The organism is Streptomyces sp. NBC_00887 (assembly GCF_045207585.1).
Map to the genome: position 1 here is coordinate 5,280,082 of NZ_CP108788.1, position 16,727 is coordinate 5,296,808.

14 protein-coding genes are annotated in these 16,727 nt (G+C 71.7%); 7 read left to right on the plus strand and 7 right to left on the minus strand.

The annotated features are described in order from the left end of the window. Positions 1 to 14: 14 nt before the first annotated feature. Positions 15 to 773: a DUF3152 domain-containing protein gene (locus OG844_RS24050; protein ID WP_406392967.1), complete on the plus strand. Its 759-nt coding sequence runs from the start codon at positions 15 to 17 to the stop codon at positions 771 to 773. A 31-nt stretch (positions 774 to 804) separates the two neighbouring features. On the opposite strand, the gene OG844_RS24055 is transcribed toward OG844_RS24050, so the two are convergent. From OG844_RS24055 to OG844_RS24070, 4 genes are all read right to left on the minus strand, one after another. Further along, a complete protein-coding gene (locus tag OG844_RS24055) occupies positions 805 to 1,437 on the minus strand; it encodes a hypothetical protein (protein WP_406392969.1) in 633 nt (210 codons plus the stop codon). A 7-nt stretch (positions 1,438 to 1,444) separates the two neighbouring features. Beyond that, positions 1,445 to 2,644 carry a cyclic dehypoxanthinyl futalosine synthase gene (mqnC, locus tag OG844_RS24060; protein WP_406392970.1) on the minus strand — a complete coding sequence of 400 codons (1,200 nt, stop codon included), beginning with the start codon at positions 2,642 to 2,644 and terminating at the stop codon, positions 1,445 to 1,447. 72 nt (positions 2,645 to 2,716) lie between these two features. Continuing rightward, positions 2,717 to 4,453: a serine/threonine-protein kinase gene (locus OG844_RS24065; protein WP_406392971.1), complete on the minus strand. Its 1,737-nt coding sequence runs from the start codon at positions 4,451 to 4,453 to the stop codon at positions 2,717 to 2,719. Positions 4,454 to 4,812: 359 nt separating this feature from the next. Continuing rightward, positions 4,813 to 5,691 carry a menaquinone biosynthetic enzyme MqnA/MqnD family protein gene (locus OG844_RS24070; protein ID WP_406392972.1) on the minus strand — a complete coding sequence of 293 codons (879 nt, stop codon included), beginning with the start codon at positions 5,689 to 5,691 and terminating at the stop codon, positions 4,813 to 4,815. A gap of 307 nt (positions 5,692 to 5,998) precedes the next feature. Between OG844_RS24070 and OG844_RS24075 the strand changes: the two genes are divergently transcribed. The 3 genes from OG844_RS24075 (at position 5,999) to OG844_RS24085 (ending at position 9,925) form a co-directional block, all read left to right on the plus strand. Further along, positions 5,999 to 6,202, plus strand: coding sequence for a cold-shock protein (locus OG844_RS24075; RefSeq protein WP_003967102.1), 204 nt, complete (start codon positions 5,999 to 6,001; stop codon positions 6,200 to 6,202). A 347-nt stretch (positions 6,203 to 6,549) separates the two neighbouring features. Then, the gene (locus OG844_RS24080) at positions 6,550 to 9,522 is read left to right on the plus strand and encodes an AfsR/SARP family transcriptional regulator (RefSeq protein ID WP_406392973.1); all 2,973 of its coding nucleotides are present in this window, start codon (positions 6,550 to 6,552) and stop codon (positions 9,520 to 9,522) included. Positions 9,523 to 9,715: 193 nt separating this feature from the next. Continuing rightward, positions 9,716 to 9,925: a hypothetical protein gene (locus OG844_RS24085; protein ID WP_406392975.1), complete on the plus strand. Its 210-nt coding sequence runs from the start codon at positions 9,716 to 9,718 to the stop codon at positions 9,923 to 9,925. Between the two features lie 77 nt (positions 9,926 to 10,002). Here OG844_RS24085 and OG844_RS24090 read toward each other — a convergent pair whose 3' ends face one another. After that, positions 10,003 to 10,542, minus strand: a complete 540-nt coding sequence (locus OG844_RS24090) for a hypothetical protein (RefSeq protein ID WP_406392976.1) — start codon at positions 10,540 to 10,542, stop codon at positions 10,003 to 10,005. 209 nt (positions 10,543 to 10,751) lie between these two features. Between OG844_RS24090 and OG844_RS24095 the strand changes: the two genes are divergently transcribed. Beyond that, entirely contained in the window at positions 10,752 to 11,408 is a 657-nt protein-coding gene (locus OG844_RS24095) for a hypothetical protein (RefSeq protein WP_406392978.1), read from the plus strand. 13 nt (positions 11,409 to 11,421) lie between these two features. Here OG844_RS24095 and OG844_RS24100 read toward each other — a convergent pair whose 3' ends face one another. After that, complete coding sequence (locus OG844_RS24100) at positions 11,422 to 13,803, minus strand: PQQ-binding-like beta-propeller repeat protein (protein ID WP_406392979.1); 2,382 nt, start codon at positions 13,801 to 13,803, stop codon at positions 11,422 to 11,424. A gap of 194 nt (positions 13,804 to 13,997) precedes the next feature. Next, complete coding sequence (locus OG844_RS24105) at positions 13,998 to 14,807, minus strand: VOC family protein (RefSeq protein WP_406392980.1); 810 nt, start codon at positions 14,805 to 14,807, stop codon at positions 13,998 to 14,000. A 377-nt stretch (positions 14,808 to 15,184) separates the two neighbouring features. Here OG844_RS24105 and OG844_RS24110 point away from each other — a divergent pair, with 377 nt between their 5' ends. Beyond that, positions 15,185 to 15,832, plus strand: coding sequence for a TetR family transcriptional regulator (locus OG844_RS24110; RefSeq protein ID WP_329208466.1), 648 nt, complete (start codon positions 15,185 to 15,187; stop codon positions 15,830 to 15,832). Between the two features lie 158 nt (positions 15,833 to 15,990). Next, a complete protein-coding gene (locus OG844_RS24115; RefSeq protein ID WP_406392982.1) occupies positions 15,991 to 16,659 on the plus strand; it encodes a pyridoxal 5'-phosphate synthase in 669 nt (222 codons plus the stop codon). The last annotated feature ends 68 nt before the right edge of the window (positions 16,660 to 16,727 follow it).

Consider the following 16,727-nt stretch of genomic DNA (forward strand, 5'->3'; position numbering starts at 1 on the left):
GCGCCGTCACTTCGGTGTTCCTCCACCTGAACCACCCATGGCAGCAGCCCGCCCCGCCGACCGCTGCTCCGGCCCCGCCGCCTGCGGTCACGCCGGCCCCGTCCCTCCTCGCGAGGACTCCCGAGGCCTCGGACGGCCCCCGGGCCGCGGCTTCCCCCTCCCCCCGTCCCCCCGGGCCCTCCCCGCGCGCGAAGAAGCCCGGTCCGCCGAAGGTGCCCGAGTCCGGCCCCGGCACCTTCACGGTCGCCCAGGAGGGTGCCACGGCCGCGGGCAGCGGCCACCCCTACCGTGTCGAGGTGGAGAACGGCAGCGGAGTCGATCCCGACCGGGCCGCCGAGGACATCGCCGCGGTCCTCGCCGACCCGCGCGGCTGGAGCAGAGGAGGAACCCGCTCCTTCCGTCAGGTGGCCGGCAGTTCGGCCGGGCTGGTGATCCGCATCGGGACCCCGGACACGACCGACCGGCTGTGCGGCGCCTTCGACCTCAACACCGGCGGCGAGCTCAACTGCCGCGGCGACAAGGACGTCATGGTCAACCTGCGGCGCTGGCAGCTCGGTTCACCGACGTTCGACGGCTCGCCGGCCGAGTACCGCGCGCTGATCATCAACCATGAGGTCGGCCACTGGCTGGGCCACGGCCATGAGACCTGCCCGGGCCCCGGGCGCCCGGCCCCGGCGATGATGCAGCAGATCAAGGGCCTGAAGGGGTGCGTGTCGAATGCCTGGCCCTACACCTCCGACGGAAAGTACCTGGGCGGCCCGTCCGCGCGCTGACCTCCACGTACGGAGCGGAGGGGGCAGGCCGTCATGAGCTGCGGAAGACCAGGCGCCCGCCGAGAACGGTCGCGACACAGCTGCCCGCGCCCACCCTGGCCAGTTCCGCCGCGTCCCGCACGTCGAACACCGCCAGGTCAGCGGCGCCGCCGATGACCGGCGGCCCGCCGAACGCACTCGCCGGCTCCCGTGCCCCCGCGAGCGGATCGAGGGACACGGGCCGGTCCGCGTCCCCCTCGGCCGGTGCGTGGACGCGGAGTCCTGAGCGCATGACCGCTGTGCGCACCGCGGGCCGAATGAAGTGTCCGGCGACGGCGGTCGTTCCGTGCCGGAGCATCCGCTGCAGCCCACGCCGGGCACTCGCGCCCCACCGGGCGTCATCCATCCCGAGTGCGGCGACCGCGTCGCCGGTCAGCGGGACGGTGCCCAGTTCGTCCGCCTCGCGCGGGTCGGGGTGGTAGGCCGCCTCCAGCAGGGCGGACGCCGTGACGTTCACCAGTCCCGGCGTGATGAGCCCGGACCAGCGCCGCACCCTGGCCTGCGGGAAGGCTGCGGTGACGTCCCCGTACGCGCCCACGGAGACGACGAAGCCGCCGTCCACGGCCACGGAATCCGCCCCTTCCGGGGCGCCGAGGACCGCGTCGGCGGCATGAATCGTCAGCACGGCAGGATCAGTTGGCGTCGAGGAGCTTCAGCTCCGGGTGGGCGGTGCCGCCCACGATCGCCGTGGACGAGATGTGCGAGACGACCCGCTCGTCGACCGGGTCGTTCGCCGGGTCGTCGTGGACGACGAGGTGCTCGTACGTCGTGGCGCGCTGAGCCGGGACCCGGCCCGCCTTGCGGATCAGGTCGATGATCTCCAGGCGGTTCGAGCGGTGCTTGGCGCCGGCCGAGGAGACGACGTTCTCCTCCAGCATGATCGAGCCGAGGTCGTCCGCGCCGTAGTGCAGCGACAGCTGGCCGACCTCCTTGCCGGTGGTCAGCCAGGAGCCCTGGATGTGGGCGACGTTGTCGAGGAAGAGCCGGGCGATGGCGATCATCCGCAGGTACTCGAAGAGCGTGGCCTGCGTCTGGCCCTTCAGCTTGTTGTTCTCCGGCTGGTACGTGTACGGGATGAAGGCGCGGAAGCCGCCCGTACGGTCCTGCACGTCACGGATCATCCGCAGGTGCTCGATGCGCTCGGCGTTGGTCTCGCCGGTGCCCATCAGCATGGTGGAGGTGGACTCGACGCCCAGGCCGTGGGCGATCTCCATGATCTCCAGCCAGCGCTCGCCCGACTCCTTGAGCGGAGCGATCGCGGTGCGCGGCCGTGCGGGCAGCAGCTCGGCGCCGGCGCCGGCGAAGGAGTCGAGGCCGGCGGCGTGGATGCGCTGGATGGCCTCCTTCGCGGAGACTCCGGAGATGCGCGCCATGTGCTCGATCTCGGAGGCACCGAGCGAGTGGATGACCAGCTGCGGGAACGCCTTCTTGATCGCGGCGAAGTGCTCCTCGTAGTACTCGACGCCGTAGTCCGGGTGGTGACCGCCCTGGAACATGATCTGCGTACCGCCCAGCTCGACGGTCTCCGCGCAGCGGCGCAGGATGTCGTCGAGATCGCGGGACCAGCCCTTGGCGGTGTCCTTGGGCGCTGCGTAGAAGGCGCAGAACTTGCAGGCCGTGACACACACGTTGGTGTAGTTGATGTTGCGCTCGATGATGTACGTCGCGATGTGCTCCGTACCCGCGTAGCGACGGCGGCGCACGGTGTCGGCAGCCACCCCCAGCGCGTGCAGCGGTGCCGACCGGTACAGGTCGAGCGCCTCCTCCGGGGAGATCCGCCCGCCTTCGGCGGCGCGGTCGAGGACGGGCTGAAGGTCGGCCTTCTCGGTCACCGGGCTGTCACCTTTCGGCGGTTTCTCTGCGGATCCACGGACCGATCCAGCCTACGCCAGCCCCTGCCGAGGTCAGGCGCCGGACCGGGTCAGCGTGCCCTTCGGGGTGCCGGCGGCCTCCTCCTGCGAGCGATAGCCGAGCGTGTCGCCGGTGAGGGTGAAGACCAGATCGGCGTCGCCGCCGGTGCACAGGGCACTGTCGGCGTTGTCCGGGTCGGTGCGCTCCCGGATCCTCACCTCCGTGGCCGTACCGGAGACGAGCCGGCCGATGCCCTTGCACTCGACGGTCGTTCCGAGCACATCGAGCCGGTGCGCGAGGCGGACCACGTCCTGGCCCTTCCTCCCTTCGGTGAAGACGGCCGTGACCGTGCCGTGCGGCAGACCGTTGCGTTCGGTGGTGGGCCCCTGCCAGGTGCCGGCGAACTCCTTGGGCAGCGTGCTCACCGAACCGCCGCCCGGCGCGGTCGGTTCCGGTTCCGGGGCGGTCGTTCCCGGGCTCTTCGACCCGGTGGCGGCAGGGGGCTTCGCGGCCCCGTCGTTGTGGCTGTCGGCGCCGCCGCCCGGCAGCAGGTCCTGGAGCATCCCCGTGCCGAGCATCACCGCGGCGAGTGCTCCGGCCACGGCCAGCGCGACGGTGCAGCTCACCCGTCGTCCCCGTCCCGCCCCGGGCCGCGAGTCGGCGCTCATGCCGACGGCGACGCGGCCGCCGGATCCGCGCTGCCCCGGCACGCCGGTCCTGTCACCGCTGTCCGTACCGGCCGGACTCTCCCTGCCGGCCGAGCCGTCGGACCCGCCGGTGCGCGGCGGCAGGGACGGCGGGGGCGGCGCGAGGGGCGGGCCGAACGTGCCGAGCGCCGCGTTCCCCAGTGACGCGTTGCTGAACGGCACCGGGCCGGACTGGACCGGGGCCTCCTGCGGCTCCAGGTCGAGCAGTGCCACCGCGGCCCTGCTGACCTCGCGCACCAGGGAGTTCGGCAGCCAGCCCGCCGTCACCAGCGCTGCGGCACCGCCCGGCGCGAGCCTGCGGGCCAGCTCCGCCGGGGCCGGCCGGTCACCGGGGTTCTTCGCGAGACACCCGGCCACCAGTGCGCGCAGTTCGCCCTCCAGGTCGCCCAGTTCGGGTTCCTCGTGCACCACCTTGTAGAGGAGTACGGCGGAGGAGTCGCCCGCGAAGGGGGCGTTGCCGGTCGCCGCGTACGCGAGGACCGCCCCGAGCGAGAAGACGTCGGCCGCGCCGGAGATGTCCAGGCCCCGGATCTGTTCCGGCGCCATGTATCCGGGCGAGCCGACTGAGACCCCGGTGGAGGTGAGGGAGACGGTCGCGCCGAGGGCACGGGCGATACCGAAGTCGATCAGTCGTGGGCCGTCGAGTGCCAGAAGGACGTTGGACGGTTTCACGTCGCGGTGGATGAGGCCGTGGGCGTGCACGGCGTCGAGCGCCTCACCGAGGCCGGCTCCCAGGGTCCGTACCGCGTACTCGGGCAGCGGGCCGTGCCGGGTGACCGCGTCCGAGAGCGGCGGCCCGGCGACGTAACCGGTGGCCACCCAGGGAACCGGCGCGTCCGGGTCGGCGTCCAGGACCGGTGCCGTCCACTGGGCTCCGAGCCGTCGGGCCGCTTCGACCTCACGCCGGAATCGGGCACGGAACTGTTCGTCGAGGGCGAAGTGGGGGTGGACGACCTTGACCGCCACGGTTCGTCCGCCCGCGCTGCGGCCCAGATAGACGCGGCCCATGCCGCCGGCCCCGAGCCGGCCGAGCAGCCGGTAGGCGCCGATGCTGTGCGGTTCGCCGGCTTCCAGCGGCTGCATACGGTCTCCCCCTGTGGACCTTTGGGACCTCCGAACGCAGCCTAGGGCGCACAGGTCATGCGGTCACTGAGAACCCTTCTGCCGATTTCGCCCCTAAGGGCACGAAGGGCGGTTTTCGCCACAGCGAAAGGCGCGAATACGCCGTTCATCCGCGCGATACCGGGAGGCGGCCCGGATACGTTCCGGGGTATGTCCGCTATTCGGCTTCGGACGCACAGGGCGGGCACCGCCCATTCGTCCCTTTATCCGGAACGGAATGCCGGTGGCGGCCGCCGCGCAGGGAGACCGATAAACGGCCCTCCGGTCCCGGGGAAGGTACGGGATTCACCTATTCACGCACCATTCCCGTCGCGTCCGGGTCAGCCGCCGAACAGCTCGACCGTCACGTCCGCGGGGAAGCCGGTCGTCGGCCCCGTCCTTCGAGCGAACTCACGCACCCCGGCCAGCTGGTCCGGGCCGAAGCGGAAGTCCAGGGTCGTGAAGTAGCGCTCCAGCACCTCGGCGTCGAAGGCCTCCCAGCGCGCCGCCTGCTCGGCCACCTTCGCGACCTCCTCCAGCGAGACGTCACGCGAGGCCAGGAACGCCTCGTGCACCTTCCCCACGAACAGGGGGTGCGCGGCCAGGTAGTCCTTGCGGACCGCCCAGACCGCGAAGACGAACGGCAGCCCCGTCCACTCCTTCCACATCTTGCCCAGGTCGTGGACCTGCAGCCCGAGCCGCGGGGCGTCGTGCAGGTTGGCGCGCAGCGCGGCGTCGCCGATCAGCACGGCCGCGTCGGCCTCCTGCATCATCAGACCGAGATCGGGCGGGCAGGTGTAGTAGTCGGGCGTGACCCCGAAGCGCTCCGCGAGCAGCAGCTGGGCGAGCCGTACGGAGGTGCGGGAGGTCGAGCCGAGCGCCACCCGGGCCCCGTCGAGCCGGTCGAGCGGAAGCTGCGAGACGATCACGCACGACATCACGGGCCCGTCGCAGCCGACCGCGATGTCGGGGAGGGCGACCAGGTCATCGGCGTTGCGCAGGAACTCGACCAGGGTGACGGGACCGATGTCGAGGTCGCCCCTGATCAGCTGTTCACTGAGTCTCTCCGGGGTGTCCTTCGAGAGCTCCAGATCGAGCAGGGTTCCCGTCCGTGCCAGGCCCCAGTAGAGGGGCAGGCAGTTGAGGAACTGGATGTGGCCGACGCGCGGCCTGCTGCGACGGTCGTCGCCTTCTACGGGAGAGACGGTTGAATTGTCCACATCGCGAGGCTAGACCTGCGCCCCCGCGCGGGCACCAGCGGGGCGCCCGGACGACTCCCCGAGCCTCCTCCGGCACCCCTTCGGACCCCTCTCAGTCACCTCGAGCACACGCCCGCCAAACATCCGAGTGAAGTGATCTTTCCCTCTACCGCTCCCCGCAGACTGCGTGCTAGGCTCGCCCGCAAGTTGCAGTTTGGTTTCCCTTGCAGTACAGAGCCTGCGGAGCATGTAACCCGCAGGCTTTTGTAGTTTTCAGACTTGTTTGCAGGTTCTGGAGCAGGGCAACCCTTTGGCCCAAGGAGGGCTTATGGCTACCGGAACCGTCAAGTGGTTCAACGCTGAAAAGGGCTTCGGCTTCATCGCCCAGGACGGCGGCGGCCCGGATGTCTTCGTTCACTATTCCGCGATCAACGCGTCCGGGTTCCGCTCTCTCGAGGAGAACCAGGTCGTGAACTTCGACGTCACTCAGGGACCCAAGGGTCCGCAGGCTGAGAACGTCACCCCGGCCTAGTTGCCCGGGTCGGCCGATCGCGGCTGGCTAGCAGTACCCAAGGAGCCCCGCTCCCCCGCCCCGGCGGAGGAGCGGGGCTCCTGCCTTTTGCCCGGCGGACCGTTGCCGCGCATCTACGACGCCCTCGGTTCCACGCCCCGGCCGGCCTCCGCGGGAGCTCCACCCGACACGGTGTCACTTGTCCGAAAAGGCCGTCGCCCCCGAATCGTTGTCGAGGCCTTGTGCAGAGCGTCACCCAATGCTGACGAGTCCGCCCGTAACAAGGCAGACTGTTGAGCGCGATACCAGCGCCACGGAACAGAGCACGATCGGCAGGACCGGCGGGGCAAGCAGGACAGGGGGCATCAATGGACCGCGACGACGGACCTCGTGTGCGCGTTCCGGAGCAGCGTGCTCCGCAAGGACGGACGACCGGCACCGGTCTGCGCTTCGCCGTGCTGGGTCCCGTGCGTGCCTGGAGCGACGGAGAGGCTCTGGCGTCCGGGTCGCCCCAGCAACGGGCCCTGCTGGTCGCGCTGCTCCTGCGCGACGGCCGCACGGCCACCGCCGCCGAGCTCATCGACGCCCTCTGGGGCGACGACCCTCCCTCGCAGGCCCTCGCCGCGGTACGGACGTACGCGTCCCGGCTCCGCAAGATCCTGGGCCAGGACACCCTGGTCAGTGAGTCGGGCGGCTATGCGATCCGGATCAGCCGCGAGGCGCTCGACCTCACGCTCGCGCAGGACCTGGCCGCCGAGGCGGAGAAGGCGCGCGGCGGCGGGGACCGCTGCCAGGCACGCACCCTGATCAACAAGCTGCTCGGCCTGTGGGACGGTGAGGCGCTCGCTTCGGTGCCCGGCCCGTACGCGGAGAACCAGCGCACGAGTCTGGAGGAGTGGCGTCTCCAGCTCACCGAGACCCGGCTCGACCTGGACCTGGAGGTCGGCTGCCACGCCGAGGCGGTCTCGGAGCTGACCGCGCTCACCGCCGCGCACCCGCTGCGCGAGCGGCTGCGCGAGCTGCTGATGGTCGCCCTGTACCGCAGCGGCCGCCAGGCCGAGGCGCTCGCGGTGTACGCCGACACCCGTCGGCTGCTCGCCGATGAACTGGGCGTCGACCCGCGCCCCGAGCTGGCCCAGCTCCAGCAGCGCATCCTCCAGGCCGACGAGGAACTGGCCCGCCCGGCCGACGAGCCCGCCCCGGCCGCCGTCCCGGTCCGCCCGGCCCAGCTCCCGGCCACCGTCCCGGACTTCACGGGCCGCGCCCCCTTCGTTGCCGAGCTGGGCGGCCGGCTCGCCACCGCCGAGGGCTCCGTCATGGCTGTCTCCGCACTGGCCGGTATCGGCGGCGTCGGCAAGACGACGCTGGCCGTGCACGTCGCCCACCAGGCCCGCCCGCACTTCCCCGACGGCCAGCTGTACGTGGACCTCCAGGGCGCGGGCGCGAGAGCCGCCGAACCCGAGACGGTCCTGGGGGCGTTCCTGCGCGCCCTGGGCACCCCCGATTCCGCGATCCCGGACTCCCTGGACGAGCGTGCCGCCCTGTACCGCTCCACCCTGGACGGCCGGCGCATCCTGGTCCTCCTGGACAACGCCCACGACGCGGCCCAGATCCGTCCCCTGCTCCCCGGCACGGCGGGCTGCGCAGCGCTGGTCACCAGCCGGGTCCGCATGGTCGACCTGGCGGGCGCGCACCTGGTGGACCTGGACGTGATGTCCCCCGAGGAGGCCCTGCAGCTCTTCACCCGCATCGTCGGCAACGAACGCGTCACCTCCGAGCGCGAGGCCGCCCTCGACGTGGTCGCCGCGTGCGGGTTCCTGCCCCTGGCCATCCGTATCGCCGCGTCCCGGCTGGCGGCCCGCCGCACCTGGACGGTCTCGGTGCTGGCCTCGAAGCTCGCCGACGAACGCCGCAGGCTGGACGAGCTCCAGGCCGGCGACCTCGCGGTGAAGGCCACCTTCGAACTCGGCTACGGCCAGCTGGAACCCCAGCAGGCCCGCGCCTTCCGCCTCCTGGGCCTGGCGGACGGCCCGGACATCTCGCTCGCGGCCGCCGCGGCCCTGCTGAACCTGGAGACCCACACGGCTGAGGACCTCCTGGAGGCCCTGGTCGACACGAGCCTCCTGGAGTCGGCGGCCCCTGGCCGCTACCGCTACCACGACCTGGTACGCCTCTACGCGCGTGCGTGCGCGGAACGCGACGAACAGCCGCCGGTGGAAAGGGAACTGGCGCTGTCGCGGCTGCTGGACTTCTATCTGGCGACTGCGGCGGGGGTGTACGCGCTGGAGCGGCCGGGGGAGCGGGTGCTCGACCACTTCTCGCGCACCGAGTACCCCGGTCTCACCTTCCGGGTCCGCGAGACCGCACTGGACTGGCTCTTCTCGGAATCCAGCGGACTGCTGGCCTGCGCACGCCAGTCGGCAGGATCCAGCATGCCCCGGCGGGCTTCCGACCTGCTCATGGCCGTGGTCGATCTGGGTGAATCCGGGGCGAACTCCCATCAGTTCGCCACGACGGCCAAAGCGGTGAGCGAAGCCGCCCAGGCGGCGGGAGACGCGATGGCCGAAGGCCGTGCCCGCACGATGCTCACCCATGTCCTCAGCGTCTCGGGACGGTTCGCCGAGGCGGAGACCGAGGCAAGGCGCGCTCTCGATCTCGGCCGGCTGGCGGACGACCCGGTGTCCCTGGCGCAGGTCCCGAACCAACGAGGCATCATCGCCCTCTACGAGAACCGGCACACCGATGCCGAGGCCCACCTGACGCAGGCGCTGGCCGCCTTCCGTGCCGACGGCAACAAGCCGGGCGAGGCGTCGGCCCTGTGCAACCTGTCCCGGGTCCACCTGGCCACGGGGCGAACGGCGAGTGCGGTGGACCTCGCCCAGCAGGGCGTCGGTATCTACGAGGCGGACACCTCGGGTCTGGCCCTGCGCCTGGCCAACGGGAAGTACGCCCTGGGACTGGCGCTCACCGGCACGGGCAGGACGAGCCTCGCGCAGCAGGTGCTCACCGAAGCCATGGCCGTGTTCCGCGACAGCCGTCAGCAGCTGTGGCACGGAATGACCCTGTTCCGGCTGGCCGAGCTGCACCTCGCCATCCGTCAGCCGGCCCACGCGGCATCACACGCGGAGCAGGCACTGGCGATCCTGCGGGGCATCGGCGGCGAATGGCGGCGCGCGAACGTCCTCACCGCGCTGGGACGCGGGCTGGCGGGCATAGGGCAGACCGACCGTGCGCAGGTCTGCTGGAGCGAGGCCCTCTCCCTCTTCGACGACCTGGGGTCCCCGGAAGCCGATTCGGTACGCGCCCTGCTGGCCCCGGCCCCGGTCGCCAGGGCTTCCTGACCGGCGTTCATCAATCGTTTATCGCGTCACGGCACTCTCTTACTCATCGATCCGTCGCATCGGGGGGCAGACGGATTGCCGAGTGGCCACACCACTAAGGTGAACGGCCCTGGAAGGCCCGCCCGGCGATCCACGGGGGAATCGCCGGGCGGGCCCATCCATCCGCTGTCAGACTTTTCAGGAGTTGAACCTCATGGCCGACAAGAGCGACATCCTCAAGCCGACGGACGCGCACGCCACCGGCGAGGAGATCACCACTCTGGACGCCCACGCGACCGGCTCGCCGCTCAAGCCGACGGACGCCCACGCCACCGGCGAGGAGATCACCACTCTGGACGCCCACGCGACCGGCTCGCCGCTCAAGCCGGCGGACGCCCACGCCACCGGCGAGCCGGCCAACTAGACCTCACGACGCACGGGGAGCGGCCGCGGCGGCGCGGAGGGGGCGCCGTCGCGGCCGCTGCATGTCCGCGAACAGAATCAGTGGCGCAGTTCCGCAGTGACCAGGCAGCGCTTCACCCGGGAGACGGTCCGCGGGCTGTCCATGCGGACCGTCAGGGTCTCCACCTGGTCGTAGTCGAGTTCGACCGCGGTCTCACCGGTGTCCACGGTGTTGCCGCTCGCGTCGAGGAACGTCACATCGACGTCGTACGTGTGTGTGCCCGTCGCCGTCGACCGGATCTCCACCGTCGACGTGGTGACCGCCTTCCGCTTGCCCTTGCGGGGCTGTGCGCAGCGGACGACCCGGACGTCAGGGGCGTCGGTCGCGGTCGCGGTGGGGGTCGGCGTGGAATAGGTGGAGCCGCCGGACGAGCCGCTCGACGAGTCGTAGTCATCGTCGTCGTAGTCGTGGTAACCGCCGTTGCTCTTCTTCGAGTTGGAGCAGCCACCGCCCGAGCTGCTGCTCTTGCCGCTGCGGCTCTTCCCTCCCTTGCCGCCGCTGCTGGAGGTCGAGAATCCGGTGAGTGCGAGCACCACCACGACCAGTACCGCCGCGAACCTCATACGTCGCCGCATCATCGATGCCGCCCCCCTTTGCCCGTTGTCGGCCGCACCTGTCCGTCGCACCGCCGCGCGACACCGTAACGCACAGCATTTCCGCCGCAGACCCTCGGTCGGTCATGAGCCTGTCACGGTCTGGCAATGGTCTCCGATGGCACGGGTGAGGGGCCGGGCGTAGCGTCGAGCCCGAGAGCGGTGTGCCTGCGCACAGGCCCGGGAGGCTGACGATGATCCGCAATGTTCTCGGCTCCGTCCTTGCTCTCCTAGGAGCGGCGGCCGCCGTCCAGAGCCCCTTCCAGAGCTGGTACGACGGCCGCCTCGGGCGGGACTACCGCGTCCAGGACCTGTTCGACGGCATCGGCACGACGTCGTCGGCCGTCCTCGGTTCGATCCTGCTGCCGTTCCTCTTCGCCGCCCTGGTGACCCTGGTGGGCGTGGTGCTCCGCTCGCGCTGGGTGGTCGCCGTGGCGGGCCTGATCGTTCTCGGCTTCACCGTGCTGTGGATGGTCCGCCTGGGGCAGGCGACGGGCAGCCTGACCGTGGGCGGCGACGGGTCCGTGCTGCGGATGGGTGTGGCGCAGGCGGCGGCGGGCGGTGTGCTGCTCCTGCTGGGCGCCCTGGTGATGTCGGGGCGGCCGCGGGCGGTGCGGGCACGGCGCGAGGACCCCGACCCCTATCCCGTACCGCCGGACGACCGCCCGGACACCTGGCCCCCGACCCAGGAGCCGGGGATGTCGGCGCAGACGACGCCGTGGCCGGAGCCGGAGGCGCACCCCTACACGGGCCCGGGGCCCGGCCAGCACCGGGGCCGGTCCGAAGAGGACACCGCCCCGTATCCGGTCCAGGACGAGGACGACGGCCGCCACCCCCCGCCGCGCCCGTGAGACGTCCACGGGGTTACGTCCGTGTCGCCCTGCTCCCCGTCCCCGTTCCCTTCAGCGCGTCCAGCGCGTAGACGCACCGGTCCTTGCTGCACGCATAGACGACACCCGCCTGCGCGACCGGTGAACCCGTGATCTCACCGCCCGTGGCGAGCTTCCAGCGCAGCTGGCCGCCGGCCGCGTCCAGGGTGTAGAGCACGTGGTCCGCCGAGCCGAAGTGGACCCGGCCGTCCGCGACCACCGGTGCGCCGACCACCTCGCCGCCCGCCGCGAACCGCCACTTCGGCGTACCGGTCACCGCGTCCAGCGTGTACAGCGCGCTGCCGCTGCCGACGTGCACGTTCCCCGCCGTGACCAGCACGGGTTCGATGGTCTGCCGGGCCTCCGTCGCAATCCGCCACCGGTCCTTGCCGGTCGACGCGTCGAGCGCGTACACGGTGCCGAGATAGTCGGCGAGATACACCCCGCCCCCGGTGACCGCGGGGCCGGGCGCGAAGGCGGGCGGCGACAGGAAGGCGGCCGGGGACTCGAAGTGCCAGCGCACCCGGCCCGAGACCGTGTCCACGGCCAGCACCCGGGTTCCCGCGGCCACGTACACGAAGCCGTCCGGCGCCGGGGTCACCCGCACGGGAACACCGCCGCAGGAGGCCGCGTCGCCGATGGGGTAGGACCACCGCTCCGCGCCGGTCCGGGCGTCGACGGCCCGCAGCCGCGCGTCCTGCCAGAGGTAGACCGTGCCGTCGTGGATCACCGGACCGGCCTCGGGCGTCTCGAAGTCGCTCTGGACGCCCCGGGCCTCCCACAGCTTCTCGCCGCTGGACGCCTCCCACGCCTGCACGCCACCGCCGCGCGTCCCGGTCAGGACGGTGCCGCGGTCGGCCTTCAGCGAGTACACCCACGCGTCCGTCTGCAGCCGCCACCGCTCGGCGCCGGTCGCCGCGTCCAGCGCGTACAGGGACGGGCCGTCCGAGGCATGGATCCTGCCCCCGTCGACGGCCATGGCCCAGGCCACGTCCCGGGTCTTGAACTGACGGCGCCCGTTGCCCACGTCCAGCGCGTGGACCTCGAAGGACGTCACGTACAGCAGATCGCCGACCACGACGGGCGTGCCCCACACATCGTTCGACATGCGGAAGCGCCACGGCCGCCAGCGGTCCGGCGCCGCGTCCGGGGCGGGCGACGGGGCGGGCACCGGCGCCGTGGGGGCGGCCCCGCCGGCCGCTCCGTTCAGCCCGGCGGGCGGGCGCACCCAGCCGGTGGCCGGGTCGGCGTGCGCGGCGGCCGCACCCCGTACGTCCACCGGGCGCGGGCCCGGACCGATCGGCACCTTCGCGCCGGGCAGCCGCACCGGGCCGCCGTCGGGCGCGGGCGTCACCGGGGACGGCGCGGGCGCGGTGCGTACGTCGCCGCCGCGCCAGGCACCGTCCCAGTCGGCGCCCGGCGGACGCGGGCCGGGCTGCTGGGGCGGCGCGACCACCGGAGCGGGCACGGCGGCGGTGCGGCCGCCGCCCCTCCGCTGCTCGATCATCGCGGTCGCCCGGGCCGGCAGCCACGCCGACGCCGTACCGCTGTCGTCACTGCCGGAGGCGAACAGGTGCGGGGCGAGCTGGGCCTGCAGATCGGCCGGGCTGGGCCGCCGCGTCGCGTCCATCTGCATGCAGGACTCGATCAGCGGACGCAGGTCGTCGGGCAGCCCTTCCGTGTCGGGCCCCTCCCGCAGCAGCATGAACACGGTCTCGACGGGATTCGCGCCGTGGAAGGGCGCATGCCCCGTCGCCGCGAAGACCAGCGTCGAACCGAGCGAGAACACGTCGCTGGCCCCCGTCACGCTGCGCGAGTCGCGGGCCTGTTCCGGAGACATGTACGCGGGAGTGCCCACCGCGACGTTGGTCATGGTCAGCCGGGTGTTGGAGACACCGGACGCGATACCGAAGTCGATCACCCGCGGCCCGTCCTCGACCACGAGCACATTGGACGGCTTCAGGTCGCGGTGGACCAGTCCGGCCCCGTGGATCGACTGCAGGGCCTCCGCGATCCCCGCGGCCAGCCACCGCACGGCCTGCGTCGGCATCGGCCCGCACTCACTCACTATCTCCTCGAGCGAGGGGGCGGGGACGTAGGCGGTGGCCAGCCAAGGCACTGCCGCACGCGGATCGGCGTCGACGACGGCGGCGGTGTAGAAACCGCTCACCGCGCGGGCGGCCTCCACCTCACGCGTGAAACGGACCCGGAACAGCTGGTCCTCGGCCAGTTCCGTGCGCACCGTCTTGATCGCCACCCGCCGGCCCGACGCCGAGCGCGCGAGATAGACCAGCCCCATGCCGCCGGCCCCGAGTCGTCCCAGTACCTCGAACGGGCCGATCCGCCTCGGGTCATGCTGCGTCAGCTGCTCCACCACTTGCCTGCCACCTCCCCGTACGGACCTCAGGAACAGAAGCCCGCGAAATCCCGCCCTGTGCAGCGTCTCACCACTGGGCACCACCTGGCGGTGCGCACCCTGATTCTTCCTGGCTCCGGCCCCGGTTGCGAACCCGGGGGCGGATCGGGGTGTCCTGTGGCACTCCACCCCTTTCAGGACAGCCGGGGCAACGACTAGGGCAACAGCTCGGTCGGCTGCAGTACGGCGAACGCGGCGCCCTGGTCGTCCTGGAGAACGGCCATTCGCCCGTACGGGATGTCGAAGGGCGGAGCCGAGATCCGGCCACCCAGGCGGGTGGCGGTCTCGACGGTACGGACGCAGTCGGCTACGGCGAAGTAGTTGAGGAAGTAACTGGGCATCATCTCGGGAAACGCGTCCGTGATGACGCTCCGTCCGCCGATCGCCGTGTCCGGCCCCGGATCGCTGCCGGCCGGGGACCACATGCGGAAGTCCGTGCCGAGTACGCCGCTGTCGTCGCCCCCGCCCTCGGGCTCGTCGAGGTCCGTGCCCCGGAAGCCGAAGACCTCCTCGTAGAAGGCGTCCACACGCTGCGGCTGCCGGGTGTAGACCTCGGTCCAGCAGAAGGATCCCGGTTCGTTCTGCTTCTCGAAGCCGGCCCGGTCCCCCGCCTGCCACAGCCCGAAGACCCCGCCGCCCGGGTCGGCCGCCTGGGCGAGCACACCGGCCCGTCCCGCCCGCACGGGTTCGGTGATCACCTGGCCGCCCGCCTCACGGATCCCTGCGACGGTGGCGAGGATGTCGTCGGTGGCGAAGTAGACGCCCCAGGCGGTCGGCATGCGGCCGTCCTGCTTGGCGGCGAGCGCGGCGACGAGCTTGCCGTCGCTGAAGGCGTCGGCGAAGGGCATGCCGTCGCCCGCCCGGAAGGTCCAGCCGAAGAGCCCGCCGTAGAAGCGCTTGCCGGCTTCGAGGTCGGAGAGCTGCACATCCACCCAGCACGGCGCGGATTGCGCGAATGCGGCCATGGGCCCGGGTCCCTTCCGTAGCGGTGACGCCCGTCACAGTCAACGTAACGTCGGGCGCCGCGCGGCGCGCCCCGAGCGTCCCGACACGTCCAAATAGAACATTCGCCCGAATCGTGAAGGTTCTGCGCCCCTCGTGGACGAAAGTTGTCCACCGAAGTTATCCACAGGCTGTTGATAAGACCGTCGCACCGGAACATCCACCGCGCCGGCGTCTGCGGATCCACCTGTGTCCGGCACCCCCGCACCCACCCCGGATCACCTCCTCCGAAACGGCCCCGCCCCCGCGAAAAAGCGCCGTGCACCCCGTCCGCACTGGGGCGTTCCCCATTTGCAGTCGGTCAAATCGCGCTCCGATCACCCCTCGGTAAGCTGACGGCATGACAGGACAAGTACGCACCGTCGACGGCCGCGTGGCTGGTCGGCGCGGTCAGGCGACGCGGCAGAAGCTGCTCGACTGCCTCAGCGAGATGCTCAGCTCCTCGCCGTACCGGGACGTCAAAGTCATCGACGTGGCCCGCAAGGCTGGGACTTCACCCGCGACCTTCTACCAGTATTTCCCCGACGTCGAGGGTGCCGTCCTCGAAGTCGCCGAGGAAATGGCCAAGGAGGGCGCCGGCCTGACCGAACTGGTCGCGGGCCGCTCCTGGATCGGCAAGGCCGGCTGGCAGACGTCCGAAGAACTCGTCGAGGGATTCCTCGACTTCTGGCGGCGCAACGACGCGATCCTCCGTGTCGTCGACCTCGGCGCGGCCGAGGGCGACAAACGGTTCAACAAGATCCGCATGAAGATCCTGAACTCGGTCACCAACTCCCTGACGGATTCGGTCAAGGAGCTCCAGTCCAAGGGCAAGGTCGACAAGGACGTCAGCCCCGCCGCGGTGGCGGGCTCCATGGTCGTGATGCTGGCCGCGGTCGCCTCGCACCAGAAGGGCTTCACCACCTGGGGCGTGAAGCAGGCCGAACTCCGGCCGAACCTCGCCCTGTTGGTACATCTCGGTATCACCGGCAAGAAGCCGGTCAGGTAGGCGCCGGCCAGGACCCCCCACACACGCCGGGCACCCGTGGTCACTCCGTGGCGCCCCACGTCCTGTCTCACCGACGGCGGACCACTCCCCACGTGGTCCGCCGTCGGCGTTCCCGCACCCACTGGGCGGACGACCCCGCGAGGCGGTGGAATGGACCCATGAGCGATGCACAGAAGACCTTCCTCGACCTGCTCCACGCCCAGCGCGTCTGGGACGTCACCCTCCCCCGCTTCGACCCGTCCACCGCACCCGCCGACCCCCTCGCCCTCTTCCACGCCTGGTTCGCCGAGGCCGTGGCCGCCGGGCAGGCGGAGCCGCACACCCTGACGCTGGCGACCGTGGACGCCGAGGGCCGGCCCGACGTGCGGACGCTGATGCTGCACGACGCGGACGAGCGCGGCTGGCACTTCGCCACCCACTCCACCAGCGAGAAGGGCCGCCAGCTCGCGGCACGCCCGCACGCGGCCCTCAACTTCTACTGGCCCGCACAGGGGCGCCAGATCCGGGTACGCGGCACGGTCACCCCCGTGGGCCGCGCGGAGAGCCTGGCCGATCTGCACGCCCGGTCGACCGGCGCGCTGGCTGCCGCGCTGACCGGTTCGCAGAGCGAGGTGCTCGCCTCGTACGAGGACCTCGTCAAGGCCTCCGAGGCCGCCTGGGAACGCGCCCGCGCCGAGCCGGACGCGGACGCGGAGACCTGGACGCGCTACGTGGTCGAGCCCAAGGAGGCGGAGTTCTTCCAGGGCGACGCGCAGCGGCGGCACGTACGGCTGCGCTACCGCCGGGAGGCCGGCGGCACCTGGACCCGCGAACTGCTCTGGCCGTAGTCACCGCACCCGCACTGTGAACGCTTGTGTGCGGCCGCAGCCGGAATCGGCCCCTGAGCGCACGGCAA

What these genes read in the sequence shown, in the direction of transcription:
- OG844_RS24065 (WP_406392971.1), bottom strand. Translation starts at nt 4,453, where the DNA reads ATGCAGCCGCTGGAAGCCGGCGAACCGCACAGCATCGGCGCCTACCGG.
- OG844_RS24075 (WP_003967102.1), top strand. Translation starts at nt 5,999, where the DNA reads ATGGCTACCGGAACCGTCAAGTGGTTCAACGCTGAAAAGGGCTTCGGC.
- OG844_RS24080 (WP_406392973.1), top strand. Translation starts at nt 6,550, where the DNA reads ATGGACCGCGACGACGGACCTCGTGTGCGCGTTCCGGAGCAGCGTGCT.
- OG844_RS24085 (WP_406392975.1), top strand. Translation starts at nt 9,716, where the DNA reads ATGGCCGACAAGAGCGACATCCTCAAGCCGACGGACGCGCACGCCACC.
- OG844_RS24090 (WP_406392976.1), bottom strand. Translation starts at nt 10,542, where the DNA reads ATGATGCGGCGACGTATGAGGTTCGCGGCGGTACTGGTCGTGGTGGTG.
- OG844_RS24095 (WP_406392978.1), top strand. Translation starts at nt 10,752, where the DNA reads ATGATCCGCAATGTTCTCGGCTCCGTCCTTGCTCTCCTAGGAGCGGCG.
- OG844_RS24105 (WP_406392980.1), bottom strand. Translation starts at nt 14,807, where the DNA reads ATGGCCGCATTCGCGCAATCCGCGCCGTGCTGGGTGGATGTGCAGCTC.
- OG844_RS24110 (WP_329208466.1), top strand. Translation starts at nt 15,185, where the DNA reads ATGACAGGACAAGTACGCACCGTCGACGGCCGCGTGGCTGGTCGGCGC.
- OG844_RS24115 (WP_406392982.1), top strand. Translation starts at nt 15,991, where the DNA reads ATGAGCGATGCACAGAAGACCTTCCTCGACCTGCTCCACGCCCAGCGC.